Here is a 24,919-nt window from a genome sequence, read left to right on the forward strand (position 1 = left end):
AGACCGGACAAACCCCAAAGGACCCACTTTCCCCTGGTTTCCCTTGGGGGGAACGCGACACCCCCGTTGAAGAGGGAAACTCCCCCCGTTCCCGCCCCCCTGCCCGCCCCCGGGGCGATTTCCGTTGTCCCGGGGAAGTTCGCCGGGGAGGGAGATCAGTCGGGGACCACGCATTCGAACGCGTGGAGGTAGGGGTTGACCGGGACGACCCTGTCGATCAGCAGCCCGGCATCCGAGATCCGGGTCACCAGGCTCTCCCTGGTGTGCTTCGCACCGCCGACATTGAGGAGCAGCAGCAGGTCCATCGCGGTGGTGAACCGCATCGACGGGGTGTCGTCGACGAGGTTCTCGATGACGACGACCCTGGCTCCGGGGCGGGCTGCCGCGACGACATTGCGCAACGTCCTGCGCGTGCTGTCGTCGTCCCACTCCAGGATGTTCTTGATGATGTAGAGATCGGCCTTGACGGGGATGGCCTCGCGGCAGTCCCCGGCCACGATACGGGTCCGGTCTACGAGCGGCCCCTCGTCCCGCAACCGGGCGTCGGCACGTGCCACCACACCCGGCAGATCCATCAGGGTACCGCGGAGTGACGGGTGCTTCTCCAGCAGGCTGGCCAGCACGTGCCCCTGGCCGCCGCCGATGTCGGCGACTGCGGACACCCCGGTGAGGTCGAGGAGTTCGGCGACATCCAACGCGGACTGCATGCTGGAGGTGGTCATGGCCCGGTTGAAGATCTGGGCCGACTCGTGGGCGTCCTGGTGGAGGTAGTCGAAGAACCCCTTGCCGTGCACATCCGCGAAGACGCTCTTGCCGGTGCGCACCGCCTCGTCGAGGTGCGGCCAGACGTCCCAGGTCCAGGGCTCGGTGCACCACAGGGAGATGTTGCGCAGGCTGTTCGGGTCGTCCTCGCGCAACAGGCGGGACATCTCGGTGTGGGCGAAGCAACCGTCCGGGGTCTCGGCGAAGATCCCGTAGCAGGACAGCGCGCGCAGCAGTCGGCGCAGGGGCACCGGCTCGGTCTTCACCAGCGTCGCGAGTTCCTGTGCGGTCGCGGGCGTCTCGCCCAGCGCGTCGGCGACACCCAGCCGGGCGGCGGCGCGCACGGCGGCCGCGCGGGCCGCGCCGAAGACGATCTCACGCAGTTGCACGGCCGGCTGAGGGGGCGCGACGGGGTGGGGGAGGGCGGCGTGTACGGGGGGCGGTGTGGGGGTGGGACTCACAGTGGTCATGCTGTTTCGCTTCTCCTAGTGCGAGGGTGCACCGGTCAGCACATCCCGGCCGGTGTGGACTTCTTGCAGACGTTGGCGACGAAGGTGTTGTTCTTGCCGGTGTCGCCATTGGCCAGGTCGGCCGGCTTGTTGCCGAGCGCAACATTGGCGCTGATGGTGTGGCCGGTGTTCTTCGTGCCCACGAAGCTCTTGAACAGCACGACGCCGCCGGAGAGAGGCGTGGCGCCCACGTTGTTGCTGATCGTGTTCGAGCGGACCTGGGTGTCCGCGGCGCCGGTGAGCACGATGCCGGAACCCTGGATGGCGGGCAGGCGTTCGGTCTTGGCGCAGTACTTGTTGTTGTCGGTGATCTGGTTGGACTGGATCGTCATGGCTCCGGCCTGCGGCTTGCCCTCGTCGCCCACGATGAAGGCACCGCTGCAGTTGCCGGTGAAGGTGTTGTCATGGACCGACAGGTTTCTCACGCGCCTGGCGGTGAAACCGATCCGGTTGTCCGCCAGAGTGTTTTCCTGGATCTCGGTGCCGCGGGTGTCGGTGGCGCCGCCCTCCTCGTCCACGGTGTTCGCGACGAAGAGACCCGCGTCGCCGTTGGCGCGGGCGGTGTTGCCCGTGAACCGGCTGCGGGTGGAGCGCTCCTGGGCGATGCCCCAGACGCCGTTGTGCTCGGAGGTCACGCGCCGGACGGTCAGCTGGTCCGTCCAGGAGGCCCAGACGCCGTTCTTCTTGAATCCGGAGACGGTGAGCGAATCGATGCTCACTCCGTCGACGGTCCGACCCTTCTTGCCCAGGACGCAGATTCCGCTGCCGGCCTTCGCGCAGGCGTCGGTGGACTGCGTCTTCCCCGTCGGGGGCTTGATGACGGTTCGGCCGCCGAGGCCGCGCAGGGTCAGACCCTTCTTGTCGATCAGGACGTTCTCGCGGTACGTGCCGGGCATGACGACGACCGTGTCGCCCGGCTTGGCGGCGTTCACCGCCTTCTGGATCGACCCGCCGGAGTGCACCACACGCGGGCTCGCGACGGTGGTGGACGGAACTGCCGTCTTGAATACCGCGGCCGAGACGACGAGTCCCGCGGCCGAGACGACCGCGACAGAGACAAGGCTCATGATGTGTCGTTTCCTCATGAGCCGACGCTATGGGCGATTTCCCCCCATTGCCACATAGGGTGAGCGGTCGGGTACACGGTGTCCCCGAATGGCTCAGTCCGGGGCCGCCGCCCGGTGTGCGGAGCCGACGTGCGACGGACCACTCGGGTGATCCGGGCCGGAGCCCGTGCGGGTGTTCCTCGGGTGCACCGGGCCGGGCGCCATCCGGGTGACCTTCGGCCCTCGGTTTCCGGTCTCAGCCCTCGGGTCCGCGCCGGGGGGCGACGACCGAGCGGGCCCACCGGTAGTCGGCCTTGCCGCTCGGTGAGCGCTGGATCCGCGGGGTGATCACCAGTCGGCGGGGGATCTTGTAGCCGGCCAGACGGGTCCTGCAGTGCGCCTGGACGTCGTCGAGCGAGGGCTCGGCCGCCCCTTCGCGCAGCTGCACCACCGCCGCGACATGATTTCCCCACCGTTCGTCGGGCACCCCGGCGACCAGCGCGTCGTACACATCCGGATGGGCCTTCAGCGCCTGCTCGACCTCCTCGGGATACACCTTCTCGCCCCCGGTGTTGATGCACTGCGAACCCCGGCCGAGGACCGTGACGATGCCATCCGCGTCGACGGTCGCCATGTCACCGAGCAGAACCCAGCGCTCGTCGCCCCTGCGGAAGAACGTCTCCGCGGTCTTCTGCGGGTCGTTGTAGTACCCGAGCGGCACATGGCCGCGCTGGGCGATCCGCCCCGGCTCGCCCGGAGCAACCGGCTCGTACGTCGCTGGATCGACCACCGCCGTACGGGAGTTGACCTGGAGCCGGAACCCCTTCTCCGGGCCCGAGTCGGCCGTCGCCGTACCGTTGAACCCGGACTCCGACGAGCCGAAGTTGTTCAGCAGCATCACCGTCGGCACCAGTGCCTGGAACTCCGCACGCACCGAGTCCGACATGATCGCGCCCGAGCTGGAGATGGAGAACATCGACGAACAGTCGGTGCCCTTCAACGGGCCCTTCAGTGCGTCGATCAACGGCCGCAGCATCGCATCGCCCACCAGGGACACGCTGGTGACCTTCTCCTTCTCGATGGTGCGGAGCACCTCCTGAGGTACGAACTTGCGGTGGATCACGACCCGTTGCCCGAAGTTGAAACCGATGAACGCGGTGAGCGTCGAGGTGCCGTGCATCAGCGGGGGAGTGGGGAAGAAGGTGATCCCGTCACCGCCCGCGGCCACCCGTTCGGCCAGCTCCTGCGGGGTCTTCACCGGCTCACCGGTCGGCGCACCGCCGCCGAGGCCGGAGAAGAAGAGGTCCTCCTGGCGCCACATCACACCCTTGGGCATTCCGGTCGTGCCACCGGTGTAGATGATGAACTGGTCGTCGGCCGACCGCGGCGCGAAGCCGCGCTCCGGGCTCCCGGCCGCCTCGGCGTCCGTGAACGCCGCGGCGTCCGGCCCACGGACGCCCGCCGCCGGTGCCCCCACCCGGATCAGGTGGCGGAGGGTCGGGGCCTTCGGCGCCGCGGCCGAGACCCGTTCGTCGAACTCGGCGTCGAAGACCAGTGCCGCCAGATCCGCATCACGGTAGAGGTAGGCCAACTCCTCTTCCACGTAGCGGTAGTTGACATTGACGGGGACGATACGGGCCTTGAGGCAGGCCAGCACCGTCTGGAGGTACTCGACTCCGTTGTAGAGGTGCAGCCCCAGATGCTCGCCGGGGGTGATGCCCGCCTCGATCAGGTGGTGGGCGATGCGGTTGGCGGCCGCGTCCAGCTCCGCGTACGTCAGGCGGCGCTCCGCACCGGTACCGGGGTGATCGAGGTAGACGAGCGCCTCGCGTTCCGGGACCGCGTCGACGACCGACTCGAACAGGTCGGCAAGGTTGTACTCCACCGTTCCTCCTGACCCCGGATGCTGACTGGCTCGGCGGTCATTAGAGCGCTGGGAGGCACAAGTGGGAAGGGGGGCCGTCGAAGAAATCTGACTGACTGTCAGAAAACTATTGAACTGGACCCCCGCCTACTGCAACCTGTTCTAGGTCTTGAGACGGGAGGCAGGCAATGGGTGGTACGGAACACCTCACCGTGCAGCGCGAGGGCGCCACGCTGGTGCTCACCTTGAACAGGCCGGAGGCGAAGAACGCACTCTCGCTGCCGATGCTGGTCGGGCTGTACGACGGCTGGCTGGCGGCGGACGAGGACGACACCGTTCGCTCGGTGGTCCTCACCGGCGCGGGCGGCTGCTTCTGCGCCGGCATGGACCTCAAAGCCCTGGCGGGCAAAGGGATGGATGGAGAGCAGTACCGCGACCGGATGACCGCCGACCCCGATCTGCACTGGAAGGCTATGCTGCGCCATCATCGCCCCCGCAAACCGGTCATCGCCGCCGTCGAGGGCCACTGCGTGGCCGGCGGAACCGAGATCCTGCAGGGCACCGATATCCGTATCGCCGGTGCGAGCGCTACTTTCGGGCTCTTCGAGGTCAAGCGCGGATTGTTCCCCATCGGCGGCTCGACGGTACGGCTGCCGCGCCAGATCGCCCGCACCCACGCCCTCGAAATGCTGCTCACCGGACGCCCGTACAGCGCCGACGAAGCGGCCCGCATCGGGCTGATCGGCAGAGTCGTCCCCGACGGCACCGCACTTGAACAGGCCCTCGACGTCGCCGAGCGGATCAATGCCTGCGGCCCGCTCGCCGTCGAGGCCGTCAAGGCCTCCGTGTACGAGACCGCCGAAATGACCGAGACCGATGGGCTCGCCGCCGAACTGAAGCGCGGCTGGCCGGTCTTCGCGACCGCCGACGCCAAGGAAGGCGCCCGCGCCTTCGCCGAGAAGCGCCCGCCCGTCTACCGGCGCGCCTGAGCCAAGGAGACAACCGTGCCCGACGTCCTCAGCGCACCACTGGTGGTCGAGTTCCCCTTCACCCGCTCCCTCGGCCCGGTCCAGAGCGCCTTCCTCACCGGGCTGCGCGAACGGACCGTGCTCGGCGTGCGGACCGGCGACGGAAAGGTCCTGGTCCCGCCCGTCGAGTACGACCCCGCCACCGCCGAGGAGCTGCGCGAACTCACCGAGGTCGCCACCACCGGCACCGTCACCACCTGGGCCTGGAACCCGGCCCCGCGCCGCGGCCAGCCCCTGGCCACCCCGTTCGCCTGGGTGCTGGTCAAGCTGGACGGGGCCGACACAGCCCTGCTCCATGTCCTCGACGCACCGGGACCCGAAGCCGTGAACACCGGTATGCGGGTCCGGATCCGCTGGGCCCCGCAGCGGACCGGTGCCATCACGGATATCGCCTGCTTCGAACCGTACGAGGGCGAGGCGACGGCCGAAAGCACTCCGCACAGCGGCGAGTTCGCCGACCCCGTCACCGGCATCGTCACCCCGGCCCGCCTCGACTACACGTACACCCCCGGCCGCGCCCAGAGCGCGTACCTCAATGCCCTCTCCGAGCAGCGCACCGTCGGCGAGCGCTGTCCGTCCTGCCGCAAGGTGTACGTCCCGCCCCGCGGCGCCTGCCCCACCTGCGGCGTCGCCACCGCCGAACAGGTCGAGGTCGGCCCGCGCGGCACCGTCACCACGTACTGCATCGTCAACATCAAGGCCAAGAACGCCATGAACGACGCCATCGAGGTCCCGTACGTCTACGCCCACATCGCCCTCGACGGCGCCGACCTCGCCCTGCACGGGCGGATCGGCGGCATCCCGTACGACCAGGTGCGGATGGGTCTGCGGGTCGAGCCCGTCTGGACCGAGGATGGCCGCCACCCCGACCACTACCGGCCCACCGGAGAGCCGGACGCCGACTACGACGCGTACAAGGAGCTGCTGTAGATGCGAGACGTAGCGATCGTCGCCTTCGCGCAGACGGATCATCTGCGGCGCACCGACGAACTGTCCGAGGTCGAAATGCTCATGCCGGTCCTGCACCAGGTCCTCGACGCGACCGGCCTCAGGGCGCGCGACATCGGCTTCACCTGCTCGGGATCCAGCGACTACCTCGCCGGCCGCGCCTTCTCCTTCACCATGGCCCTCGACGGCGTCGGCGCCCACCCGCCGATCTCCGAGTCCCATGTGGAGATGGACGGCGCCTGGGCGCTGTACGAGGCATGGGTGAAGATCCAGACGGGCGAGGCCGACACCGCGCTCGTCTACTCCTACGGAAAGTCCTCGCCCGGTGAGGTACGCGACGTCCTCACCCGTCAGCTCGACCCGTACTACGTCGGCCCGCTCTGGCCGGACTCCGTCGCGCTTGCCGCACTTCAGGCACAGGCGCTGATCGACGCGGGCGATACCGGTGAGGCCGCCCTTGCCGCGATCGCCACCCGCAGCCGCGCCGCCGCCGCGGACAACCCGCACGCCCAGATCGCCGGCCCGGTCCCGGCCGGCGAATACGTCGTACAGCCGCTGCGGACCGGTGACTGCCCGCCGGTAGGAGACGGTGCGGCCGCCGTGATCCTCGCCGCCGGCGACATCGCACGGGCCCTGTGCCCCCGCCCCGCCTGGATCCGCGGTATCGACCACCGCATCGAGCCCCACAGTCTCGGGGTCCGGGAGCTGACCGAATCACCGTCCACCCGGCTCGCTGCCGAACACGCCGGGGTCTTCGAACGGCCCGTGGACACAGCCGAGTTGCACGCCCCGTTCACCTCCCAGGAGGTGGTGCTGCGCAAGGCGCTCGGGCTCGACGGCAGCGTCACCGTCAACCCGTCCGGCGGTGCGCTCGCCGCCAACCCCGTCATGGCTGCCGGGCTGATCCGCCTCGGCGAGGCCGCGGCCCGTATCCACCGTGGGGAGTCCGACCGGGCACTCGCCCATGCCACCTCCGGGCCCTGCCTGCAACAGAACCTGGTCGCCGTCCTCGAAGGGGAGAGTGCTCATGCCTAAGGAGCCCGTGGCCGTTGTCGGCATCGGCCAGACCAAGCACGTCTCCGCCCGCCGGGACGTCTCCATCGCCGGACTCGTCCGCGAGGCCGCCCTCCGTGCGCTGGAGGACGCGGGGCTGACCTGGACGGACATCGATGCCGTCGTCATCGGCAAGGCACCCGACTTCTTCGAGGGCCTGATGATGCCGGAGCTCTATCTCGCCGACGCCCTCGGCGCGGTCGGCAAACCGATGCTCAGAGTGCACACGGCGGGCTCGGTCGGCGGCTCCACCGCACTGGTCGCCGCCAATCTGGTCTCCGCGAGGGTGCACCGCACCGTTCTCACGCTCGCCTTCGAGAAGCAGTCGGAGTCCAACGCCATGTGGGGCCTGTCGCTGCCCATCCCGTTCCAGCAGCCGCTGCTGGCGGGCGCGGGCGGCTTCTTCGCCCCGCACGTCCGGGCCTACATGCGCCGTACCGGAGCGCCGGAGACAGTCGGCTCCCTCGTCGCGTACAAGGACCGTCGCAACGCGCTCAAGAATCCGTACGCGCACATCCACGACCCGGACATCACCCTGGAGAAGGTCCAGTCCGCACCGATGCTCTGGGACCCGATCCGCTACTCGGAGACCTGCCCGTCCTCCGACGGGGCCTGCGCGATGATCCTCACCGACCGAGCCGGTGCGGACCGTTCGCCGCATCCGCCCGCCTGGGTGCACGGCGGCGCGATGCGCAGTGAACCGACGCTCTTCGCCGGCAAGGACTTCGTCTCGCCGCAGGCGGGCAAGGACTGCGCCGCCGATGTGTACCGGCAGGCAGGGATCGGCGACCCCCGAAGGGAGATCGACGCCGTCGAGATGTACGTGCCGTTCTCCTGGTACGAACCGATGTGGCTGGAGAACCTCGGTTTCGCCGACGAGGGCGAGGGCTGGAAGCTCACCGAGTCCGGTGTCACCGAACTCGACGGAGATCTGCCCGTGAATCCCTCCGGCGGGGTGCTCTCCACCAATCCCATCGGCGCCTCCGGCATGATCCGCTTCGCCGAAGCCGCGTTGCAGGTACGGGGACAGGCGGGCGAGCACCAGGTGGCGAGGGCGCGAAAGGCGCTCGGCCATGCGTACGGCGGCGGGGCGCAGTTCTTCTCCATGTGGCTGGTCGGGGCCGAGCCTCCCACCCGCTGACCGCGGTCCGTCCCGGACCGGTGGAAGCTGAAGAGGGAGCAGCGTCGGCTGGGAAGCCGACTCAAGGCACACCGCACACACGGACGCCAGGGAGAGAATCCCCCACATTCATGTGGGGGAGGAGGTCGATTCATCAAGGAGCACCCCCGTCAGGAGTGGTGCAAACCGTCCTATGGCAACCGCGCCCGGGTCGCACGCCCACGAGCGCCACCACGCCACGTAGCGTGGCGATCGTGACAAGTGAGCGTGATCTTCGAACCCTGCTGAGCGGCATGAGGCCGGAGCTGAATCCGGGCCGCTATGTCTTCACCACCGCGCCCGACGGGGCGATGCCCCGGGGCGTCAACCCGGTCGTCACGGTCAGCGAGCCCGAAGGGCTCACCCTGGTGCTGCCGGAGGCGGAAGCTGTTACCGCCGGGCTGCGGTACGACTACGTGGCGGGCTGGATCACCCTGCGTGTCCACTCCGCGCTGGACGCGGTAGGGCTCACGGCCGCAGTGTCCCTGGCGCTCACCGATGCCGGGCTGAGCTGCAATGTGGTTGCCGGCTTTTACCACGATCACTTGTTCGTTCCCTACGGCCGGGCCGCCGAGGCAGTCGACGTGCTGAAGGCGCTGGCCGCGGAATCCGGCTAGGGGCAGGGCCGGGGAGCTGTTGGAGCACGGGCCGCAGAACCGCCGGAGTGAGTCCATCGGACCCGCCGGAGCCCGCGCCGCGGACCCGGCTGTGCCCCGGCCGGCGCAGACCCGGCTCCGCAACGTGAGCCCGGACACGTAACATGTCTGCATGTCCTTCCTCCGCCGCCGTAGCGCCGCCACACCCGCGGGCCCCGACTTCGACGTCCTGGCCATGGACCCGGGGGACTGGCCCGGAAACCTCGGTGCCGGTCTGCTGCCCGCGCCCGACGGGAGTTGTCAGGGCGTCTTTCTGCGCTACGACCTGTTCGGCGGCCGCGGCCCCGCGATGATCATCGGCAATCTCCCGGAGGGCTCGCCCGCCCGTGAGACCGAGGAGGGCCAGGTTCCGTTCGAGGTCGCCCAGCTGCTGCTCGCGCTCGAGAACGACGAGCCGGTCGAGGTCACCGGCACCGAGGACATGCCCGTGATGCAGGGCGACAACCTGCTGATCGTCCGCCGCGTCAAGCTCTCCGAGAGCCGGATCTCCTGCGTCCAGTTCGACCGCAGCGACGGCGTGCTCGTCACCATCGCCAGCTGGGACCGGCCGATCACCGACGATCTGTACACCCTGCTGAAGCCTCTGCCTGCCGAGCTGTTCCAGCAGGGCTGAAACCGTCCCTTCGTCGGCCGCCCGTACGCATCGGATGGCTGCGGGCGCATGTATAACCCATCTGTCCAAGTGTTGGCGGCCTCTGCTCAAGGGGCCGCTTTTTCATACCGTCTCGTCGGGGCATTCATCGGACCTTTGCCGCCAGCCGCATGACGTTCGGGATGACACGACGCGCCACAGTGAAGACAGCGATAGGCGCAACCAGCTTTCTGGCGCTGGGAATCCCTGCCCTTTTCGGCACGGTGGCGGCCGCCAGTACCTCCGATGAATCAAAGCAGGCGAAGGCTCCGCGTACTCGAAGAAATCGGCGGAACCGACGCTCCGGTACAACATCCCTGCCGCGGGTTGGGAACGCGAGTCGCTGCCCAATCGGCGGTGGTGCCCTCGGCGCAATCAATCTGCAGATGAACTACTGGCTCGCGGAGGTCACCAACCTCGCCGAGACCACCGCACCGTACGACCGCTACATCGAAGCGATGCGCACCCCCGGCCGGAAGACGGCGAAGGAGATGTTCAAGACCGCGGGCGCGGGCTGCGCGCCCGAGGCGGCTTCACCGTCGACATCGAATGGGCCGCGGGGCAGGCCCGCCGTGTGGTGATCACGGCGAGCCGCATCCGCGAAGTGACGCGCGTGCGGGCGGCCGCTACACGCTGGTGGCCGAGGGTTGAGCGAACAGCGCGGTCACCCGCGCCGCCGAGACACCGAGCCCCGTGGGACCGCTGAGGTGCCACGGGGCACCGGTGCCCCGCCGCAGATCCTGCTCGCGGTAGCGCCGGCAGTCCCGGTGCCAGATCAGGATGCCCGCGATCCAATGCCTGAGCTCCTGTACGTACCCGGCCAGGGTCTCCCTTGCCTCCGCGTCCAGCTCGAAGTCGTCGTACAGCACCGGGAGTTCCTGCTCGGCGACGTGCAGGAACTGCCGCAGCCGCGATTTCATCAGGTCGTGCACGATCGCCACCCCGGTCGGATAGTCCACCCCGAAGAAGTTCTGCACCACCAGGACGCCGTTGTGCACCTCACCCTCGTACTCGATCTCCTTCTGGTACGAGAACAGGTCGTTGAGCAGACACGCGTAGTCCGACGCCGCGTTCTCCAGCGAGCGCAGCGGACCGCTGTGGTAGATCTCCGCCGGCACCTTCCTGCCGTGCCCCAGCCTGCACAGACTCATCGTGAGATCCGAGCCGAAGGTCTTCCGTCGCATCTCGATGTAGTCCACCGGGTCCGGAATGCGGTTCTGCACCTGGTTCGCCAGTTCCCACACCCAGCTCGCGGTCATGTCCTCGACCGCCGTCCGGAAGGCGCGGCGCCCGCTCGCGTCCATCGGGGCCGAGGTCTTCGCCCAGAGATCGGCGAGCCCCCGCTCCAGAGCGTTGACCGGCTCGGGTGTCCCGGACCCGTCCAGGGGCATGAACAGTGACAGACGCTCATTGGCGAGCCTGGCGCCCGCCAGGTCACGAGCCCGCCCGTGCACCACCGGGAACCAGTCGTCGCCGTATGTCCCCCACGTCAGCCACTGGGAGGACAGATCCAGCTCCTCCGGCGTCGCATCCGGGTGCAGACCCGCCGCACACAGCGGCAGGTCGATCGCGACGAGCCGCTCCTCGTCCCAGATGTGGGAACCCGGAACCCCCGGTTGTGCCTCCAGAATCCCCATACGGTTCGCCCAGTCGACGATGCGCACCCGCGCCCCGTCCAGATGCGGGCTGAGCGTCGTACCGAACGGGAGCTCGAAGTCGGGCAGCAGGGACGGGCCGACATGCTGGTACGGCACATGGGTGTGGCTGCGCAGCCGGGCCGTCTCCGAGCGGCGTGTGAACCGGATCGACGCCGCGGCCATACCGAAGCCGAGCGCGGCCTCACCGGCACCGCCGTCGTTCATGTAGCGGCTGGAGCGCATGTGCCACTCATGACCGCCCGACTGCCAGTCCTGCAGCCCCTTGACGTACGCCAACACCGCCGTTGTGTCCGCCGGGTCCAGCCCCTTCTCCGCACAGAGCGGACCGAGTTCGGTGAGCGCCGTGTTCTCGAACTGCTGCAGCCGTGACGTCAGCAGATCGTTCACCGCATCGGCGGCCTCCTGCGTCGAGCAGCCGAGGAAGTGCTCAAGGACCAGCACGCCATTGCTGTTCTCACCCTCGTCCTCGACCTCCCGCTGGTACGAGAAGAGGTCATTGCGCAGATGTACGCCGTCGGAGAAGGCATCCCGCAGCACCTGCAGCGCACGCTCGTCGGCCACCGCATCGGGGACCTCCGCGCCGGCCGCGTACTCCACGAGACCCGCCGACCACGGGGCGCCGCCCACCTTGCGGCGCATCTCGATGTACTCGACGGGGTTCGCGATACGCCCCTCGTTGATGTTGGCGAGCTCCCAAAGCGACTCATTGAGCAGGTTTTTCGTCGCCTCGGCGAACCGGACCCGCCAGGCGTCGGACATGCTCGGCACCGTCCGCGCCCACAGATCGGCCAGCCCCGCCTCGACCGGATTCGTCGGTTCCGGCATCTCGGAGCCACGGTCCATCGGCATGAACGCCGGCAACCTGTCCAGATACCGCTTGCCGCCCTCACGGTCGGGGGTGCGCTTGAACAGCTCCAGGAAATGGTCGTCGAAGAAGAAGACCCACACATACCAGTCGGTGACGAGCGAGAGGGCCTCGGACGAGCAGTCGGGATGGGTGTACGCACACAGCAGCGCGTAGTCGTGGGAGTCGAGGTCCTTCTCCTCCCAGATACCCGAACCCTCCAGCATCCCTATGCTGCGCGCCCATTTCTTGGTGTGCTGTCGTGCCTCCTCGACATGGGCGTTGAGCCGCGCCGGATACGGAACGTAGAAGTCCGGCAGGGTGAAGGGCTGAGCCATGTGCGTCCGGCCTTTCCGATGTCTCCGTGCGTACGTCGCACGGACCGGTCGTGTCCGCGCGAGCACTACCCTTCGGCCGTTCGGGGCACGCACATCCGGGATTAGTCACATAAAAAGTGCGCTCGTTCGTGGCATGCGAACGCATGTCGCCGGTCGGCCCACCGCTCCGTAAAACCCGGTAACGAGGCGCCGTCAGCAACCGGTTGCTTCTTTCCGACCGCAGGTCAGACACCCTGCCAGTGGTCTGGTCCACTGGCTCGACCTGTGACCTCCACTGAACTCTTGACGCGCTATCACCTCAGGTCAGAGAGTGTGCGCGCAACGGAACAGTGAGATCGGATCACGCACGGCTCCATCACGCACGGCTCCAAGAAGGGTTGTCATGACGTCCAAGCAGAGGACCGGACTCGCACTCGCGTTGACCACGGTCGGCGCACTGAGCATGGCGCTGCTCAGTCCCGCGGCGCAGGCCGGTGCGGACGGGGTGCGGCCGGAATGCCCGCGCGGCCTCGAATGCGACTGGGTACCGGCGGCCTACCAGCAGACGGGTGACCCGGCCGACAAGGAGACGTACGGGAACTACGACACCTCGGACCGGCCGCACACCAACAAGATCAGATTCATTGTTCTGCATGACACCGAGGAAGACTTCGACACCACCCTGAAGATCTTCCAGAACCCGCTGAAGCAGACCTCCGCCCACTATGTGGTGCGCTCCGGCGACGGTCATGTCACCCAGATGGTCAAGGGCAAGGACGTCGCCTGGCAGGCGGGCAACTGGTACGTCAACAGCCACTCCATCGGCATCGAGCAGGAGGGCGTCGCCGTCGAGGGCGCCAAGTGGTACACCCCCGAGATGTACCGCTCGACCGCCAAGCTGGTGCGCTACCTCGCCGCCAAGTACGACATCCCGCTCGACCGCCAGCACATCATCGGCCACGACGGTGTGCCGCCCACCAGCGCGTCCGGCACCAAGAACATGCACTGGGACCCGGGCACGTACTGGGACTGGAACCACTTCATGGCGCTGCTCGGCAAGCCCACCGTGCCGAGCGCCCCCAGGAGCAGTGAACTCATCACCGTCAACCCGGACTTCAAGAAGAACAAGCAGGCGTTCCGCGACTGCGAAAAGGGCGTCGACCTGCCGGTCCAGGGCTCCAGCGCCGTCCCGCTGCACACCGCACCGTCCACCGACGCACCGCTCTTCTCCGACCCCGGCCTGCACACCGACGGCTCGCCCGGCACGAACTGCGCCGCCGACTGGGGCAGCAAGATCAGCGCCACCCAGCAGGCCGTCGTCGCGGACCACGCCCCCGGCTGGACGGCGATCTGGTGGTACGGCCAGAAGGCCTGGTTCCGGACCCCGGCCCACACCCGGACCACCACGCCCACCTCCGGCTACGTGGTCAAGCCGAAGGCGGGCCGTACGGAGGTGCCGGTGTACGGGGTGGCGTACCCGGAGAAGTCCGAGTACCCCGCGGACTTCGAGGACCAGCGGGTGGGCTCGCCGCTGCAGTACACCATCAAGGCCGGTCAGTCCTATCCCGGCGGCGGTGAGGCACCCACGGGCTTCTTCTACGCCCCGACGATCGACGCCTCGTACCCGCTCGACCACTCGTACTTCCGCGGCAAGGAGAAGTACGTGACGGTGCAGATCGGCCACCGGGTCGCCTTTGTGAAGGCATCCGACGTGGACATCGTGCGGACGCGCTGAGACCGCAGGGGGGGCGTCGTCGCGGCAGCACCGGAGATTGCGTGCATCCGAACAATGAGGAGGAGGCCTTCATGTACAAGCCGACCAGGACCGCCGCCACCGCGGCCATGGGCGTTGCCATGGCGCTCGTACTCACCGGCGCCGGAGCCGCAGTCACGTTCGCGACTGCCTCGGCCGCTGCCGCCTCCGAGACCGGGGCGCAGGGCTGGGACGTTGCGGGCTCGTACGGGACCCAGCAGGAGTGCGTCGTGGCCGGGGACGCGGGCGTCAGCGACGGGAGCTGGGCGGAGTACCGGTGCGCGCTGTTCGAGGCCCGGTGGGACCTGATGATCCCGGCGTGAGGCGTGAGGCGTGAGGCGTGAGGCGTGAGGCGTGAGGCGTGTCCCTCCGTGCACGGTATCCGTACACGGAGGGACACTTGAGGCCGTTCGGTCACGGACCCGGCTGCCCCGGCCTCTGTCAGCCCGCGACCTGGCGGTTCACCTGCGCGGGAGACAGCGCATGCTCGATCGCGAGGATGCCCGCCCCCACCGCGGCCGCATTCTCACCCGTACGGCTCGGTTCGATCCGCAGCAATTGCGTGGCCAGCGGATGCGAGCGCCGATAGACCGCCTCGCGTACCCCCGCGAGCAACTGGTCGTGGACGGCGGCCAGTGCGCCCCCCATCACCACCGTGTCCGGGTTGAAGAAATTCACCAGAGCGGCGAGTACCTCGCCGACCGCCCTCCCCGCCTCGCGCACCATCCTTACGGCGTCCCGGTTCCCGGACTGCACCAGCCGCACCACATCGCTGCCCGATGTCGCGTCCAGTCCCAGACCGACCAGTTTCGCCGCCAGTGACGCACCGCCCGCGACGGCCTCCAGACAGCCCGAATTGCCGCACCGACACGGATCGTCGAGGTCCGCGACCCGGATATGTCCGATGTCGCCGGCGCAGCCCTGCGCACCCCGGTGCAGTTGGCCGTCGGCGACGATCCCGCAGCCGATCCCCGTACCGACCTTGATGTACAACAGGTAGCGGCAGTCCGGGAAGGCACGGCGCTGCTCGGCCAGCGCCATCACGTTCACATCGTTGTCGACAAGCGCCCGCGCCCCGAACCGGGCGGCGAAGAACTCCGGGATCGGGTACTGGTGCCAGCCCGGCATGATCGGCGGATCGACAGGCCGGCCGGTGGAGAACTCCACCGGGCCCGGTACCCCGACGCCGATGGACCGCAGCGTTTCAGGCTTCCGGTGCGCATGGTCGAGCAGGGTGCGCACGGTCCGCTCCACGTGCCGCAGTACGGAGTCCGGTCCGTCACCGATCGACAGCGGTTCCTCCTGCACCGCCAGAGTGGCGCCGCCGATGTCCATCAACGCCACCCTGCAGTGCGAGGCTCCCAGATCCACCCCGGCCACCGCGTGTTCACGGGTGCGCAGCGCCAGTCGGCGCGGCGGGCGGCCGCCGGTGGAACCGCCGTCGGCGTCCTCGTCCACCAGACCGTGCGCGATCAGCGCGTCCACCCGCTGGGAGACCGTCGAACGGGCCATCCCGGTGATCCGGGCGATGTCGGCACGGGTCGCCACCGCCCCTGAACTGATCAGCGTGAGCACCTCGCCCGGCGAGTGCGAGGCGGCAGCGGATGTGCGATCCGACGGCGAAGACATGACAGTCACCCTAAGGACGACTTTCGCTGCTCACAAGGCATTCTCTGTTCGGTCATCGGCGTAAGTCTGCGCCAAGTCGGTTGAAATCAAGGGTGCTTGAGCTCTTGACAGTCCTAAGGTATGTCACGACTCTGCTCTGCAGACCGCTGAGCGAGGAGCCATTCGATGCTGACGATGCACGGTGTGTCCAAGAGCTTCCTTGGGGTGACTGTGCTCCAAGGGGTGGGGCTCGACCTCGAAGCCGGAGAGGTACATGCCCTGGTGGGGGAGAACGGCGCAGGAAAGTCAACGCTGATGAAGATCCTCGCGGGCGAGCACTTACCCGACGAGGGGACCCTCACCATCGACGGAACCGCGTACTCCTTCAGCCATCCGGCGCAGGCCCAAGCCGCCGGGATCGGCATCATCCACCAGGAGTTTGCGCTGCTCCCGCACCGCAGCGTCGCCGAGAACGTCTTCCTCGGCCGTGAGCCGATCCGGTACGGACTCGTCGACCGGCGTGCCATGGAGCGGCGGACCGCCGAACTCCTCGCCGAGATGGACGAGACCGGTATCACCCCGCGGACCCCCGTCCATGAGCTGTCTGTCGCACGCCGGCAGACCGTGGAGATCGTCAAGGCCCTCGCCTCCGACGTCCGGATCCTGGTGATGGACGAACCCACCGCCGCGCTCGCTGATCACGAGGTCGAACAACTCGCGTCCCTGGTACGCCGACTGACCGCCCGTGGGCTCGGCATCCTCTACATCTCGCACCGGCTCCGCGAGGTCTTCGATCTCTCGCAGCGCATCACGGTCCTCAAGGACGGCCGCCGCGTCGCTACGCTCAACACCCGTGACACCGACGCCGACACGGTCGTACGCGCCATGGTCGGGCGGGAACTCGGCGCCTACTACCCACCCCGCGCCCGCTCGGGCGAGGCGGGCGCGGAGAGGCTCACCGTCAGCGGTGGCGGCAACGCCCGGATCTCCGGCATCGATCTGACCCTGCGGGCCGGTGAGGTCGTCGGCGTCGCCGGTCTCCAGGGCTCCGGTCGCACCTCTCTCGCCCGTGCCCTCTTCGGCGTCGCCCCCTTCACCACGGGCACCATGACCGTCGACCGAAAACCACTGCGCCCGTCCCGCCCCCGGGACGCCGTCCGGGCCGGAATCGCCCTGGTCACCGAGGACCGCAAGGCCGAGGGCCTCGCCCTGCGCCAGTCCGTGACCGACAACACGCTGCTCGTGACCCGGGCCGTGCCCGCCCGCGGCAGACCGCCCGCGGGCCGCGAGGTGACCGCGCTGCTGGAACGCGTACGCCTGCAGGCCCACGGCGAGGACCAGCAGGTCCAGTATCTGTCCGGCGGCAATCAGCAGAAGGTCGTCATCGCCAAATGGCTCGCTGCCCGTCCCCGCGTGCTCCTCTTCGACGAACCGACCCGCGGCGTCGACGTCGGCGCCAAGGCAGCCATCCACACCCTCGTACGGGAACTGGCACGCGAGGGCCTCGCCGTACTGATCATCTCCTCCGAACTGCCCGAGCTGATCGGCATGAGTGACCGCATCCTCGTCATGTCGGAAGGCCGCCTCGCCGGCGAACTTCCCGCCGGCGCCACGGAAGAGGCCGTCATGCGCGTCGCCACCGGTGGCGACCGTACGCGGGAGGGAGCCGCATGACCGCACTCCGGCCCGACCTGAAGACCCGGTACCGCACCGGCCCGGGACGGACAGCCGAGCTGCGTCTCACCGGCCCCGTAGCCGGAGTCTGGCTCGCTGCCCTCGCTGTCACCGTTCTCGGCTGGATCGTCGTCGCCGCCCGCGGCGGGGACTTCCTCACCGTCACCAACGTGGTGACGATCCTGCAGAACTGCGTCGCCCTCGGTCTCGTCGCCGTCGGCCAGTCCGCCGTCATTCTCACCGGATCACTAGACCTGTCCGTCGCCTACCTCATCAGTCTGGGCACCCTCGTCGCCGCGGAAACGATGGAGAGCGGCAGCGTCCCCGTGGCGATCCTTGCGGTCCTCGCCCTCTGCGCCGCCGTCGGCCTGGCCAATGGACTGATCGTCACCGGCCTCAAGGTCAACGCGTTCATAGCCACCCTCGGCACCGCCTTCATACTGCGCGGCTGGATCGAGGACAATTACACCGGCCCAGCGGGCAGGGTTCCCGCCTCCTTCCAGCACCTCGGCTACGACCGAATCGGACCGGTCCCCGTCTCCCTCTTCCTGCTTCTCGCGGTCGCGGCCGCTCTCTGGCTCGTCACCCGCCGCAGCCGGCTCGGCCACCACATGTACGCAACCGGCGGTGACGAGCACGCCGCCCGGCTCTCCGGGGTCCGCACCCGACGCACCGTCATCACCGCCCATGTCCTGTGCTCACTCTGTGTCGGCGCCGCGGCCCTCTTCCTCGCCGCCCGGCTCGGCGCCGGAGCTCCCTGGGCCGGCACGGAGGCCCGCTACGACCTGGAGTCCATAGCCGCCGTCGTTCTCGGCGGCACCGCGCTCGCCGGGGGCCGTGGGGGAGTGGCGGGCACCCTCGGTGGAGTCCTTGTCCTCGCCGTGCTCGACAGCGTCTTCAATCAGCTCGCCGTCGACCCGTTCTTCAAGAACGTCGTACGCGGCGTCGTCATCATCGCGGCCGTCGCCCTGTACGCACGAGGCCGCCGCACCTCGCAGGAGAGGACCGCATGACCAGTGCACAGGCACCCGCCGGCCGCCGCGTCCTGAGTGCCCTCACCACCGGCACACCCGTCTACATCCTGCTCGCCGCTCTCCTTGCCGCGCTGGCCCTCACCGACCCGGGCTTCTACGAACCCGACCGCTTTCTCTCCTTCATCAAGCGCGCCGCACCTCTCGTCATCCTCGCCGCAGGTCAGTATCTGGTCATCGTGTGCGGAGAGTTCGACCTGTCCGTCGGAGCGATCGTCACTGCCGGAGTGGTCGTCGCCGCCGAACTGTACGGCTCGTTCCCGGGCGCACCCTGGGTGCTCGTCACCGTGATCCTGTTGCTGGCCGGAGCCCTTGCCGGTCTCGTCAGCGGGCTGATCACCACCCTGCTGCGCGTGCCGTCGTTCATCACCACGCTCGGCATGATGCTGATCCTCGAAGGCGCCGTCTTCTTCTGGACCGGCGGGTCCCCGCACGGCGCGCTGCCCGCGGCATTTCGCCGGCTCGGGCGCGGCACCGCGTTCGGCTGGCTGCCCTGGGCCGTCCTCGTGTGCGTCGTTGCGGGCCTCCTCGCCGTACGCCTGATGCGTTCCGACTTCGGCCGTACGCTTCTCGCCACCGGCGACAGCGAACGCGCCGCGAGCCTGGCCGGAGTCCGGGTCGCGCGCGCCCGCACCATCGCCTTCATCCTCTCCGGCACCGCGGCCGCACTCGCCGCGGTTCTCGTCGGCGGCTTCTCCGGAGTCTCGGCGCAGGCCGGCCGTGGCTACGAGTTCGAGGCGATCACCGCCGTCGTCCTGGGCGGCGTGGTGCTCGGCGGCGGGCGCGGCTCCGTCGTCGCGGCGATGGCCGGAGCCTTCTCGCTCCAGGCGCTGTTCACCCTGCTCAATCTCCAGGGCGTCTCAGGCGCGCTGGAATCGACCGTGCAAGGCGTCATTGTCATCGCAGCCGTCGCCCTCGGCGCAGCCGACTGGTCCCGGCTGCGCCGCCGCGGAACCGAGCCCTCGGGAGCGAAATCCTCATGAGCACGCGAAAGATCCGACACACCCTCGTGCCTCTCGCCGCTCTGCTCGGCGCGGCCCTGCTCGCCGGCTGCACGAGCGATGCACCGCCCGACGCGCCTGCCGGAGCAGCGAGCGGCACCGCGGGCGCCCCGGGTACCGGCCGGCAGTCGAAGTTCTTCGACCGGGCCGAATACGACCGCCAGCTCGCCCTCGCCAAGGAGTCCCCGCAGGGCCCCGCAGGCAAACCGTGGGAGCAGATGCTCCAGCCGCAGCTCGCCGGCACCACGCAGTACAAGAAGAAGGGCTCCGGCGGAATCCACCTCTGTCTGTCCAACGCCGGAGTCTTCAACCCCTGGCGCCAGGTCGGCCTGAAGAACATGCAGGCCGAGGTCGGACTCCACAAGGAGATCACCGACTTCACCGTGCTCGACGCGCAGGGCAAGGACGACAAGCAGATATCCGACATCCAGGAGCTCGCCGGTCAGGGCTGTGACGTCCTGATCGTCTCCCCGAACACCACGGCCACCCTCACCCCTGCCGTTGAGCAGGCCTGCGGAAAGGTGCCCGTGATCGTCTTCGACCGGGGTGTCGAGACGGACTGCGCCGTCACCTTCATCAACCCGATCGGCGGTTACGGTTACGGGGCGGTCGCCGCCGACTTCCTCGTCGAGAAGGTGAAGCCCAAGGGGAGAATTCTCGCCCTGCGGATCTCCCCCGGCGTCGATGTGCTGGAGACCCGCTGGTCGGCGGCGAAGGTCGCGCTCGACAAGAGCGGACTCGACGTCGTGGACGTGAAGTTCACCGACGGCGACCCGGCCAAGACCAAGGCGATCGTCATTGACGCGATCACCCGCAACGGCGACATCGACGGCGTCTGGATGGACTCCGGCGCGACCTCCGTCGCCGCTGTCGAAGCCTTCGAGGACGCCGGCAAGGACGTACCGCCGATCACCGGCGAGGACCAGCAGGACTTCCTCCAGGTATGGAAGGAGAAGAAGCTCACCGCGATCGCCCCGTCGTACCCCACCTTCCAGTGGCGTACGCCCGTCATCGCCGCGCTGAAGATCCTCAAGGGGGAGCAGGTCCCCAAGGAGTGGAAGCTTCCGCAGCCCACCGTCACCCAGGACACCCTGGACCAGTACCTCAAGCCAGGCATGCCGCCACTGCACTACGCGATGTGCGGCTGCGAGAACCTCCCCGGCTTCCCGGAGAAGTGGGGAGGCAAGAAGTGAGTGCCTCCGCGTTCCCGCTCGGCGCGAATCCGTGGATCTGGCACTCACCGGTGACGTACGAAGCGCTCGGTGACGTTCTGCCGCGCCTGTCCACGTGGGGGTTCGACTGCGTCGAGATCCCGCTGGAGAACGAACGGGACTGGGCACCCGCATCAGTCGGCAAGCTCCTCGACGCATCCGGTCTCGCAGTCGCCGCCGTGATCGCCGTCATGCCGCCCGACCGCAACCTCGTCCGTACCGATCCGCAGACCGTCCGGGTCACGCAGGACTACTTGCATCGCTGCATCGACGCAGCCCAGGCTGTGAACGCCCCCGTCGTCGCAGGCCCCGTGTACACGGCGGTCGGCCGCACCTGGCGAATGGACCGCATCGAACGCACCGCGGCGTACGAGGAGTTACGGGAGAACCTCGCCCCGGTCGTCGATCACGCACGCGCCGTCGGTGTGCGCATCGCCGTGGAGCCCCTCAACCGGTACGAGACAAGCCTGCTCAACACCGTCGACCAGACCCTCGCGGCACTGACCGGGTTACCCGAGGACACCATCGGCCTCGCGCTCGACGTGTACCACCAGAACATCGAGGAACGCTCCCTGACCGACGCCGTACGCCGTGCTGCCGGCCGCATCGTCCATGTCCAGGTGTGCGCCAATGACCGGGGCACCCCCGGCGCCGACTCTCTCGACTGGCCCGGCTTCCTGACCGCACTCACCATGAGCGGCTACCGCGGTCCGCTCTGCATCGAGTCGTTCACCGCGCACAACGACGCCATAGCGGTCGCCGCTTCCGTCTGGCGGCCGCTCGCCGAAACCCAGGACACCATCGCGACCGACGGCCTGGCGTTTCTGCGCCGCGTCCTCGAAACCACCCCCTGACCCAGCTCGTCCACGACCCGCAGAGAGGACCCGCTCGTGAGCCGTCAACGATGGGGCTGTCATGCTCGTGACATACGGCATACGGTCATCGCGTTAGTGAGCGCACTGCTCCTCGCGCTGACCGCGCTGCCCGCGACCGCAGCCACCGCTGGTAAGGCCCCCGCCTTCCGTGCCCTGCTCTTCACTCGCGCCGTCGGCTATGTGCACGCCTCCATTCCCGCCGGCATCCAGATGTTCAAGGAAGAGGCGGCCGCCAACAACTTCGAACTCGTCGAGACCGCCGACCCCGCCGTCTTCGACGACGCGTCGCTCAAGGACTTCGACGTCATCGTCATGCTGCAGAACTCCGGCATGGTCTGGGACACCGACGCCCAGCGCGAAGCGATGCAGACGTACGTACGCAACGGCGGCGGCGTCGTCGCCATCCACAACACCCTCGACATGGGGATCGAGGACTCCTTCCCCTGGTGGGACGAGGCCGTCAACGGCGGCGTCCACATGCCCGCTCACTCACCCGGAGTCCTTCAGGGCACCGCCAAGGTCGCCGACCGCGTCCACCCCTCCACCGCAGGACTCCCGGAACGCTGGGAGCGCCCCGAGGAGTGGTACAACTTCGACAAGAATCCCCGTGGCGACGTCCACGTCCTGGTCACCGCCGACGAAACCACGTACAACCCCGGCGGATCCGCCATGGGTGCCGACCACCCCATCTCCTGGTGCCGCAACACCGAGGGCGGCAGGGTCTGGGCAACCGCCATGGGCCACGACACGGCCTCGTACAGCGAAGCCGCCTTCCGCACCCATGTCATCGGCGGCGTCAAGTGGGCCGCGGGCAACAAGCCCGGCGACTGCGGCGGAACCGTCTGGAGCGGCTACGAGAAGGTCACTCTCGACGACAACACCGCCGACCCGATGGAGCTCGATGTCGCCAAGGACGGCCGCGTCTTCTACATCCAGCGCAGCGGCGAGGTGAACATCTACGACCCGGCGACCCACGCCACCACCACCGCCGGGAAGCTCGATGTCTACACCGGCGGTGAGGACGGCCTGGTCGGCATGGAACTCGACCCGGACTTCAAGAAGAACCACTGGATCTACCTCTACTACGCCCCCGCAGGCGCCACCGAGGACGTCAACCGGCTCTCCCGGTTCACGGTCAAGGGCAACAGTCTCGAACTCACCAGCGAGAAGAAGCTCATCGACGTCCCCGCCTACCGCGACCGCACGTTCCCGGAGCCCGGACACACCGGAGGCGCCGTCGAGTTCGGTCCCGACCGCACGCTCTACCTTGGCGTCGGCGACGACACTCCGCCCAACCTCGACCCGAACTGGCAGGGTTACGCCCCGCTCGACTGGCGCGAGGGCAAGCAGATGCTGGACGCCGCCCGCACCGCGGGCAATACCAACGACCTGCGCGGCAAGATCCTGCGCATCAAGCCGAAGGACTCCGGCGGCTACACCATTCCCAAGGGCAACCTCTTCGCCCCGGGAACGGCCAAGACCCGCCCCGAAATCTACGCGATGGGCTTCCGCAATCCGTTCCGCTTCACCGTCGACCCCAAGACCGGCTACGTCCACGCCTCCGACTACGGCCCCGACCGCGGACTGCCCACCACCGACCGTGGGCCCGAAGGCCTCGTCGAGTACAACGTCATCAAGAAGGCCGGCAACTTCGGCTGGCCGTTCTGCCACGGCAACAACCAGGCCTATGCCCCCTACAACCCGGACACCAAGGAAGTCGGCCCCAAGTTCGACTGCGCCAACGCGGTCAACCCCTCGCCCAACAACACCGGTCTGACCGAGCTCCCGCCGATCCAGCAGCCGGAGATCTGGTACGGCTACGGCGAATCCAGCGAATTTCCCGAGGTCGGCAGCGGCGGCTCGGCCCCGATGAGCGGTCCCGTCTACCACTACGACAAGAAGAACCCGTCCACCACAAAATTCCCCGCCTACTTCGAGGGCGCCGGCTTTTTCTACGAGTGGTCGCGCAACTTCGTCAAGGAAGTCCGCTTCGACAAGGACCAGAAACTCCTGAAGATCAATGACTTCCTGGCCTCTCAGAAGTTCAACAAGCCGATGGACATGACGTTCGGCCCCGACGGATCGCTCTATGTCCTCGAATGGGGCAGCTCCTTCGGCGGCGGCAACAACGACTCCGGGCTCTACCGCATCGACTACGCACAGGGACAGCGTGCGCCGGTCGCCAAGGCCGCCGCCTCCGCCACCGACGGCCCCGTCCCGCTGAAGGTCGACTTCTCCAGCGAGGGCAGCAACGACCCCGACGGCGACACCCTCAGTTATGCCTGGGACTTCGACGGCGACGGAACCTACGACTCCACCGACGTGAACCCCAGCCACACCTACACGGTCAAGGGCGACTTCGCCGCCCAGCTCAAGATCACCGACTCGACCGGCAAGTCCGGCTACGCCAACATCCCCGTCACCGCAGGCAACACCGCACCCAAGGTGACCATCGACTTCCCGGTCAGCGGCAAACTCATCGAGTTCGGCGACAAGATCCCGTACAAGGTCACGGTCACCGATCCCGAGGACGGCCCGGTCGACTGTTCCAAGGTCACCGTCAACCCGGCACTGGGACACGACGACCACGAGCACCCCACCACCGACATCCCCGGCTGTGAAGGCACCGTGGACACCGGAGACCTGGGCGGCCACCCAGAAGGCGCGGACCTCACCTACGTGCTCAACGCCAAGTACACAGACAAGGGCGGCGACGGCGTCTCCGCCCTCACCGGCTACGGTCGCGCCGTGCTCCAGCCGAAGCACAAGCAGGCGGAGTACTACGACGCCCAGTCCGGCACCCGGATCGTCGCCCAGGAAGGCGCTGAGAACGGCAAACGGATCGGTGACGTCTCCAACGGTGACTGGGTCGCCTTCGACCCGATGAGCGTCGAAGGGATCGGCACGGTCAGCTACCAGCTTTCCTCACCGTACGGGGTCGGCGCGGTCGAACTGCGCGCGGACGCCCCCGACGGCCCTCTGCTCGCCACCACCCCGGTCCCCAACACGGGTGGCTGGGACAACTATCAGGCAACCCCGGCCGTGCCCGTCCAGGAACTGAAGGGCACACACAAGCTGTATGTCGTCTTCACGTCCCCGCAGGACAATTCGTTCGACGTGGACGCAGTCGACTTCAAGAGCCCCTGACCGACCGCCCTCCGGCCGGAGGGAACAACACAACAGCGGGGGGGGGGGGGGGGGGGGGGGGGGGGAAAGAAAAAAAAAAAAAAAAAAAAGAAAGAGGAAGGGGGGGGGGGTGGGGGAGGGGGAGGGGGGGGGAGGGGGGTGGGG

General features: G+C 68.3%; 20 protein-coding genes and 1 pseudogene. 16 read left to right on the forward strand and 5 right to left on the reverse strand.

Features of this window, described 5'->3' with window-relative positions:
• Window positions 1-155: 155 nt before the first annotated feature.
• The 3 genes from ACZ7IB_RS16450 to ACZ7IB_RS16460 all read right to left on the reverse strand — a co-directional run bounded on the left by ACZ7IB_RS16450 (window position 156) and on the right by ACZ7IB_RS16460 (window position 4,202).
• Window positions 156-1,232 (reverse strand): methyltransferase, encoded by a 1,077-nt coding sequence (locus tag ACZ7IB_RS16450; RefSeq protein WP_470913143.1) that lies wholly within the window; start codon window positions 1,230-1,232, stop codon window positions 156-158.
• Between the two features lie 35 nt (window positions 1,233-1,267).
• Window positions 1,268-2,356, reverse strand: a complete 1,089-nt coding sequence (locus ACZ7IB_RS16455) for a right-handed parallel beta-helix repeat-containing protein (RefSeq protein WP_470913144.1) — start codon at window positions 2,354-2,356, stop codon at window positions 1,268-1,270.
• A gap of 217 nt (window positions 2,357-2,573) precedes the next feature.
• On the reverse strand, window positions 2,574-4,202 hold the full coding sequence (locus ACZ7IB_RS16460) for an acyl-CoA synthetase (protein ID WP_470913145.1): 1,629 nt from the start codon (window positions 4,200-4,202) through the stop codon (window positions 2,574-2,576).
• A gap of 167 nt (window positions 4,203-4,369) precedes the next feature.
• On the opposite strand from ACZ7IB_RS16460, the gene ACZ7IB_RS16465 reads away from it, so the two are divergent.
• From ACZ7IB_RS16465 to ACZ7IB_RS16500, 8 genes and pseudogenes are all read left to right on the forward strand, one after another.
• Complete coding sequence (locus tag ACZ7IB_RS16465) at window positions 4,370-5,170, forward strand: crotonase/enoyl-CoA hydratase family protein (protein ID WP_093897920.1); 801 nt, start codon at window positions 4,370-4,372, stop codon at window positions 5,168-5,170.
• Window positions 5,171-5,185: 15 nt separating this feature from the next.
• Entirely contained in the window at window positions 5,186-6,139 is a 954-nt protein-coding gene (locus ACZ7IB_RS16470; protein WP_470913146.1) for a Zn-ribbon domain-containing OB-fold protein, read from the forward strand.
• Window positions 6,140-7,192: a thiolase domain-containing protein gene (locus ACZ7IB_RS16475; protein WP_470913147.1), complete on the forward strand. Its 1,053-nt coding sequence runs from the start codon at window positions 6,140-6,142 to the stop codon at window positions 7,190-7,192.
• A complete protein-coding gene (locus ACZ7IB_RS16480; RefSeq protein WP_470913148.1) occupies window positions 7,185-8,351 on the forward strand; it encodes a thiolase domain-containing protein in 1,167 nt (388 codons plus the stop codon). Before ACZ7IB_RS16475 ends, ACZ7IB_RS16480 begins: the two co-directional genes overlap by 8 nt.
• Window positions 8,352-8,584: 233 nt before the next feature.
• Window positions 8,585-8,986 carry an ACT domain-containing protein gene (locus tag ACZ7IB_RS16485; protein WP_470913149.1) on the forward strand — a complete coding sequence of 134 codons (402 nt, stop codon included), beginning with the start codon at window positions 8,585-8,587 and terminating at the stop codon, window positions 8,984-8,986.
• A 151-nt stretch (window positions 8,987-9,137) separates the two neighbouring features.
• Window positions 9,138-9,638 carry a hypothetical protein gene (locus ACZ7IB_RS16490; protein WP_018550733.1) on the forward strand — a complete coding sequence of 167 codons (501 nt, stop codon included), beginning with the start codon at window positions 9,138-9,140 and terminating at the stop codon, window positions 9,636-9,638.
• 392 nt (window positions 9,639-10,030) lie between these two features.
• Window positions 10,031-10,165: pseudogene (locus ACZ7IB_RS16495) on the forward strand (glycosyl hydrolase family 95 catalytic domain-containing protein); the annotation flags it as partial.
• Between the two features lie 5 nt (window positions 10,166-10,170).
• Window positions 10,171-10,362, forward strand: coding sequence for a hypothetical protein (locus ACZ7IB_RS16500; RefSeq protein WP_470913183.1), 192 nt, complete (start codon window positions 10,171-10,173; stop codon window positions 10,360-10,362).
• Here the strand turns inward: ACZ7IB_RS16500 and ACZ7IB_RS16505 are convergent.
• Window positions 10,283-12,496, reverse strand: a complete 2,214-nt coding sequence (locus ACZ7IB_RS16505; RefSeq protein ID WP_470913150.1) for a terpene synthase family protein — start codon at window positions 12,494-12,496, stop codon at window positions 10,283-10,285. The genes ACZ7IB_RS16500 and ACZ7IB_RS16505 overlap by 80 nt on opposite strands.
• A gap of 382 nt (window positions 12,497-12,878) precedes the next feature.
• Here ACZ7IB_RS16505 and ACZ7IB_RS16510 point away from each other — a divergent pair, with 382 nt between their 5' ends.
• Both ACZ7IB_RS16510 and ACZ7IB_RS16515 read left to right on the forward strand, forming a co-directional pair.
• Window positions 12,879-14,210, forward strand: coding sequence for an N-acetylmuramoyl-L-alanine amidase (locus tag ACZ7IB_RS16510; RefSeq protein WP_470913151.1), 1,332 nt, complete (start codon window positions 12,879-12,881; stop codon window positions 14,208-14,210).
• Between the two features lie 71 nt (window positions 14,211-14,281).
• Entirely contained in the window at window positions 14,282-14,551 is a 270-nt protein-coding gene (locus ACZ7IB_RS16515; protein WP_470913152.1) for a hypothetical protein, read from the forward strand.
• A gap of 118 nt (window positions 14,552-14,669) precedes the next feature.
• Here ACZ7IB_RS16515 and ACZ7IB_RS16520 read toward each other — a convergent pair whose 3' ends face one another.
• Entirely contained in the window at window positions 14,670-15,857 is a 1,188-nt protein-coding gene (locus ACZ7IB_RS16520) for an ROK family transcriptional regulator (RefSeq protein ID WP_470913153.1), read from the reverse strand.
• Window positions 15,858-16,022: 165 nt separating this feature from the next.
• Between ACZ7IB_RS16520 and ACZ7IB_RS16525 the strand changes: the two genes are divergently transcribed.
• The 6 genes from ACZ7IB_RS16525 to ACZ7IB_RS16550 all read left to right on the forward strand — a co-directional run bounded on the left by ACZ7IB_RS16525 (window position 16,023) and on the right by ACZ7IB_RS16550 (window position 24,775).
• Window positions 16,023-17,510: a sugar ABC transporter ATP-binding protein gene (locus tag ACZ7IB_RS16525; RefSeq protein WP_470913154.1), complete on the forward strand. Its 1,488-nt coding sequence runs from the start codon at window positions 16,023-16,025 to the stop codon at window positions 17,508-17,510.
• Window positions 17,507-18,523 (forward strand): ABC transporter permease, encoded by a 1,017-nt coding sequence (locus ACZ7IB_RS16530; RefSeq protein WP_470913155.1) that lies wholly within the window; start codon window positions 17,507-17,509, stop codon window positions 18,521-18,523. Before ACZ7IB_RS16525 ends, ACZ7IB_RS16530 begins: the two co-directional genes overlap by 4 nt.
• The gene (locus ACZ7IB_RS16535; protein ID WP_470913156.1) at window positions 18,520-19,524 is read left to right on the forward strand and encodes an ABC transporter permease; all 1,005 of its coding nucleotides are present in this window, start codon (window positions 18,520-18,522) and stop codon (window positions 19,522-19,524) included. The genes ACZ7IB_RS16530 and ACZ7IB_RS16535 overlap by 4 nt, the downstream gene beginning before the upstream one ends.
• Window positions 19,521-20,735 carry a substrate-binding domain-containing protein gene (locus ACZ7IB_RS16540; RefSeq protein ID WP_470913157.1) on the forward strand — a complete coding sequence of 405 codons (1,215 nt, stop codon included), beginning with the start codon at window positions 19,521-19,523 and terminating at the stop codon, window positions 20,733-20,735. The genes ACZ7IB_RS16535 and ACZ7IB_RS16540 overlap by 4 nt, the downstream gene beginning before the upstream one ends.
• The gene (locus ACZ7IB_RS16545) at window positions 20,732-21,607 is read left to right on the forward strand and encodes a sugar phosphate isomerase/epimerase family protein (protein ID WP_470913158.1); all 876 of its coding nucleotides are present in this window, start codon (window positions 20,732-20,734) and stop codon (window positions 21,605-21,607) included. Before ACZ7IB_RS16540 ends, ACZ7IB_RS16545 begins: the two co-directional genes overlap by 4 nt.
• 87 nt (window positions 21,608-21,694) lie before the next feature.
• Complete coding sequence (locus ACZ7IB_RS16550; protein WP_470913184.1) at window positions 21,695-24,775, forward strand: ThuA domain-containing protein; 3,081 nt, start codon at window positions 21,695-21,697, stop codon at window positions 24,773-24,775.
• The last annotated feature ends 144 nt before the right edge of the window (window positions 24,776-24,919 follow it).

This window comes from Streptomyces sp. NPDC037301 (genome assembly GCF_055602785.1).

Bases quoted from the DNA above. Each gene is read 5' to 3' on its own strand.
- ACZ7IB_RS16450 (WP_470913143.1), bottom strand. From the start codon at position 1,232: ATGACCACTGTGAGTCCCACCCCCACACCGCCCCCCGTACACGCCGCC.
- ACZ7IB_RS16515 (WP_470913152.1), top strand. From the start codon at position 14,282: ATGTACAAGCCGACCAGGACCGCCGCCACCGCGGCCATGGGCGTTGCC.
- ACZ7IB_RS16530 (WP_470913155.1), top strand. From the start codon at position 17,507: ATGACCGCACTCCGGCCCGACCTGAAGACCCGGTACCGCACCGGCCCG.
- ACZ7IB_RS16455 (WP_470913144.1), bottom strand. From the start codon at position 2,356: ATGAGGAAACGACACATCATGAGCCTTGTCTCTGTCGCGGTCGTCTCG.
- ACZ7IB_RS16520 (WP_470913153.1), bottom strand. From the start codon at position 15,857: ATGTCTTCGCCGTCGGATCGCACATCCGCTGCCGCCTCGCACTCGCCG.
- ACZ7IB_RS16505 (WP_470913150.1), bottom strand. From the start codon at position 12,496: ATGGCTCAGCCCTTCACCCTGCCGGACTTCTACGTTCCGTATCCGGCG.
- ACZ7IB_RS16510 (WP_470913151.1), top strand. From the start codon at position 12,879: ATGACGTCCAAGCAGAGGACCGGACTCGCACTCGCGTTGACCACGGTC.
- ACZ7IB_RS16475 (WP_470913147.1), top strand. From the start codon at position 6,140: ATGCGAGACGTAGCGATCGTCGCCTTCGCGCAGACGGATCATCTGCGG.
- ACZ7IB_RS16465 (WP_093897920.1), top strand. From the start codon at position 4,370: ATGGGTGGTACGGAACACCTCACCGTGCAGCGCGAGGGCGCCACGCTG.
- ACZ7IB_RS16490 (WP_018550733.1), top strand. From the start codon at position 9,138: ATGTCCTTCCTCCGCCGCCGTAGCGCCGCCACACCCGCGGGCCCCGAC.
- ACZ7IB_RS16480 (WP_470913148.1), top strand. From the start codon at position 7,185: ATGCCTAAGGAGCCCGTGGCCGTTGTCGGCATCGGCCAGACCAAGCAC.
- ACZ7IB_RS16540 (WP_470913157.1), top strand. From the start codon at position 19,521: ATGAGCACGCGAAAGATCCGACACACCCTCGTGCCTCTCGCCGCTCTG.
- ACZ7IB_RS16525 (WP_470913154.1), top strand. From the start codon at position 16,023: ATGCTGACGATGCACGGTGTGTCCAAGAGCTTCCTTGGGGTGACTGTG.
- ACZ7IB_RS16535 (WP_470913156.1), top strand. From the start codon at position 18,520: ATGACCAGTGCACAGGCACCCGCCGGCCGCCGCGTCCTGAGTGCCCTC.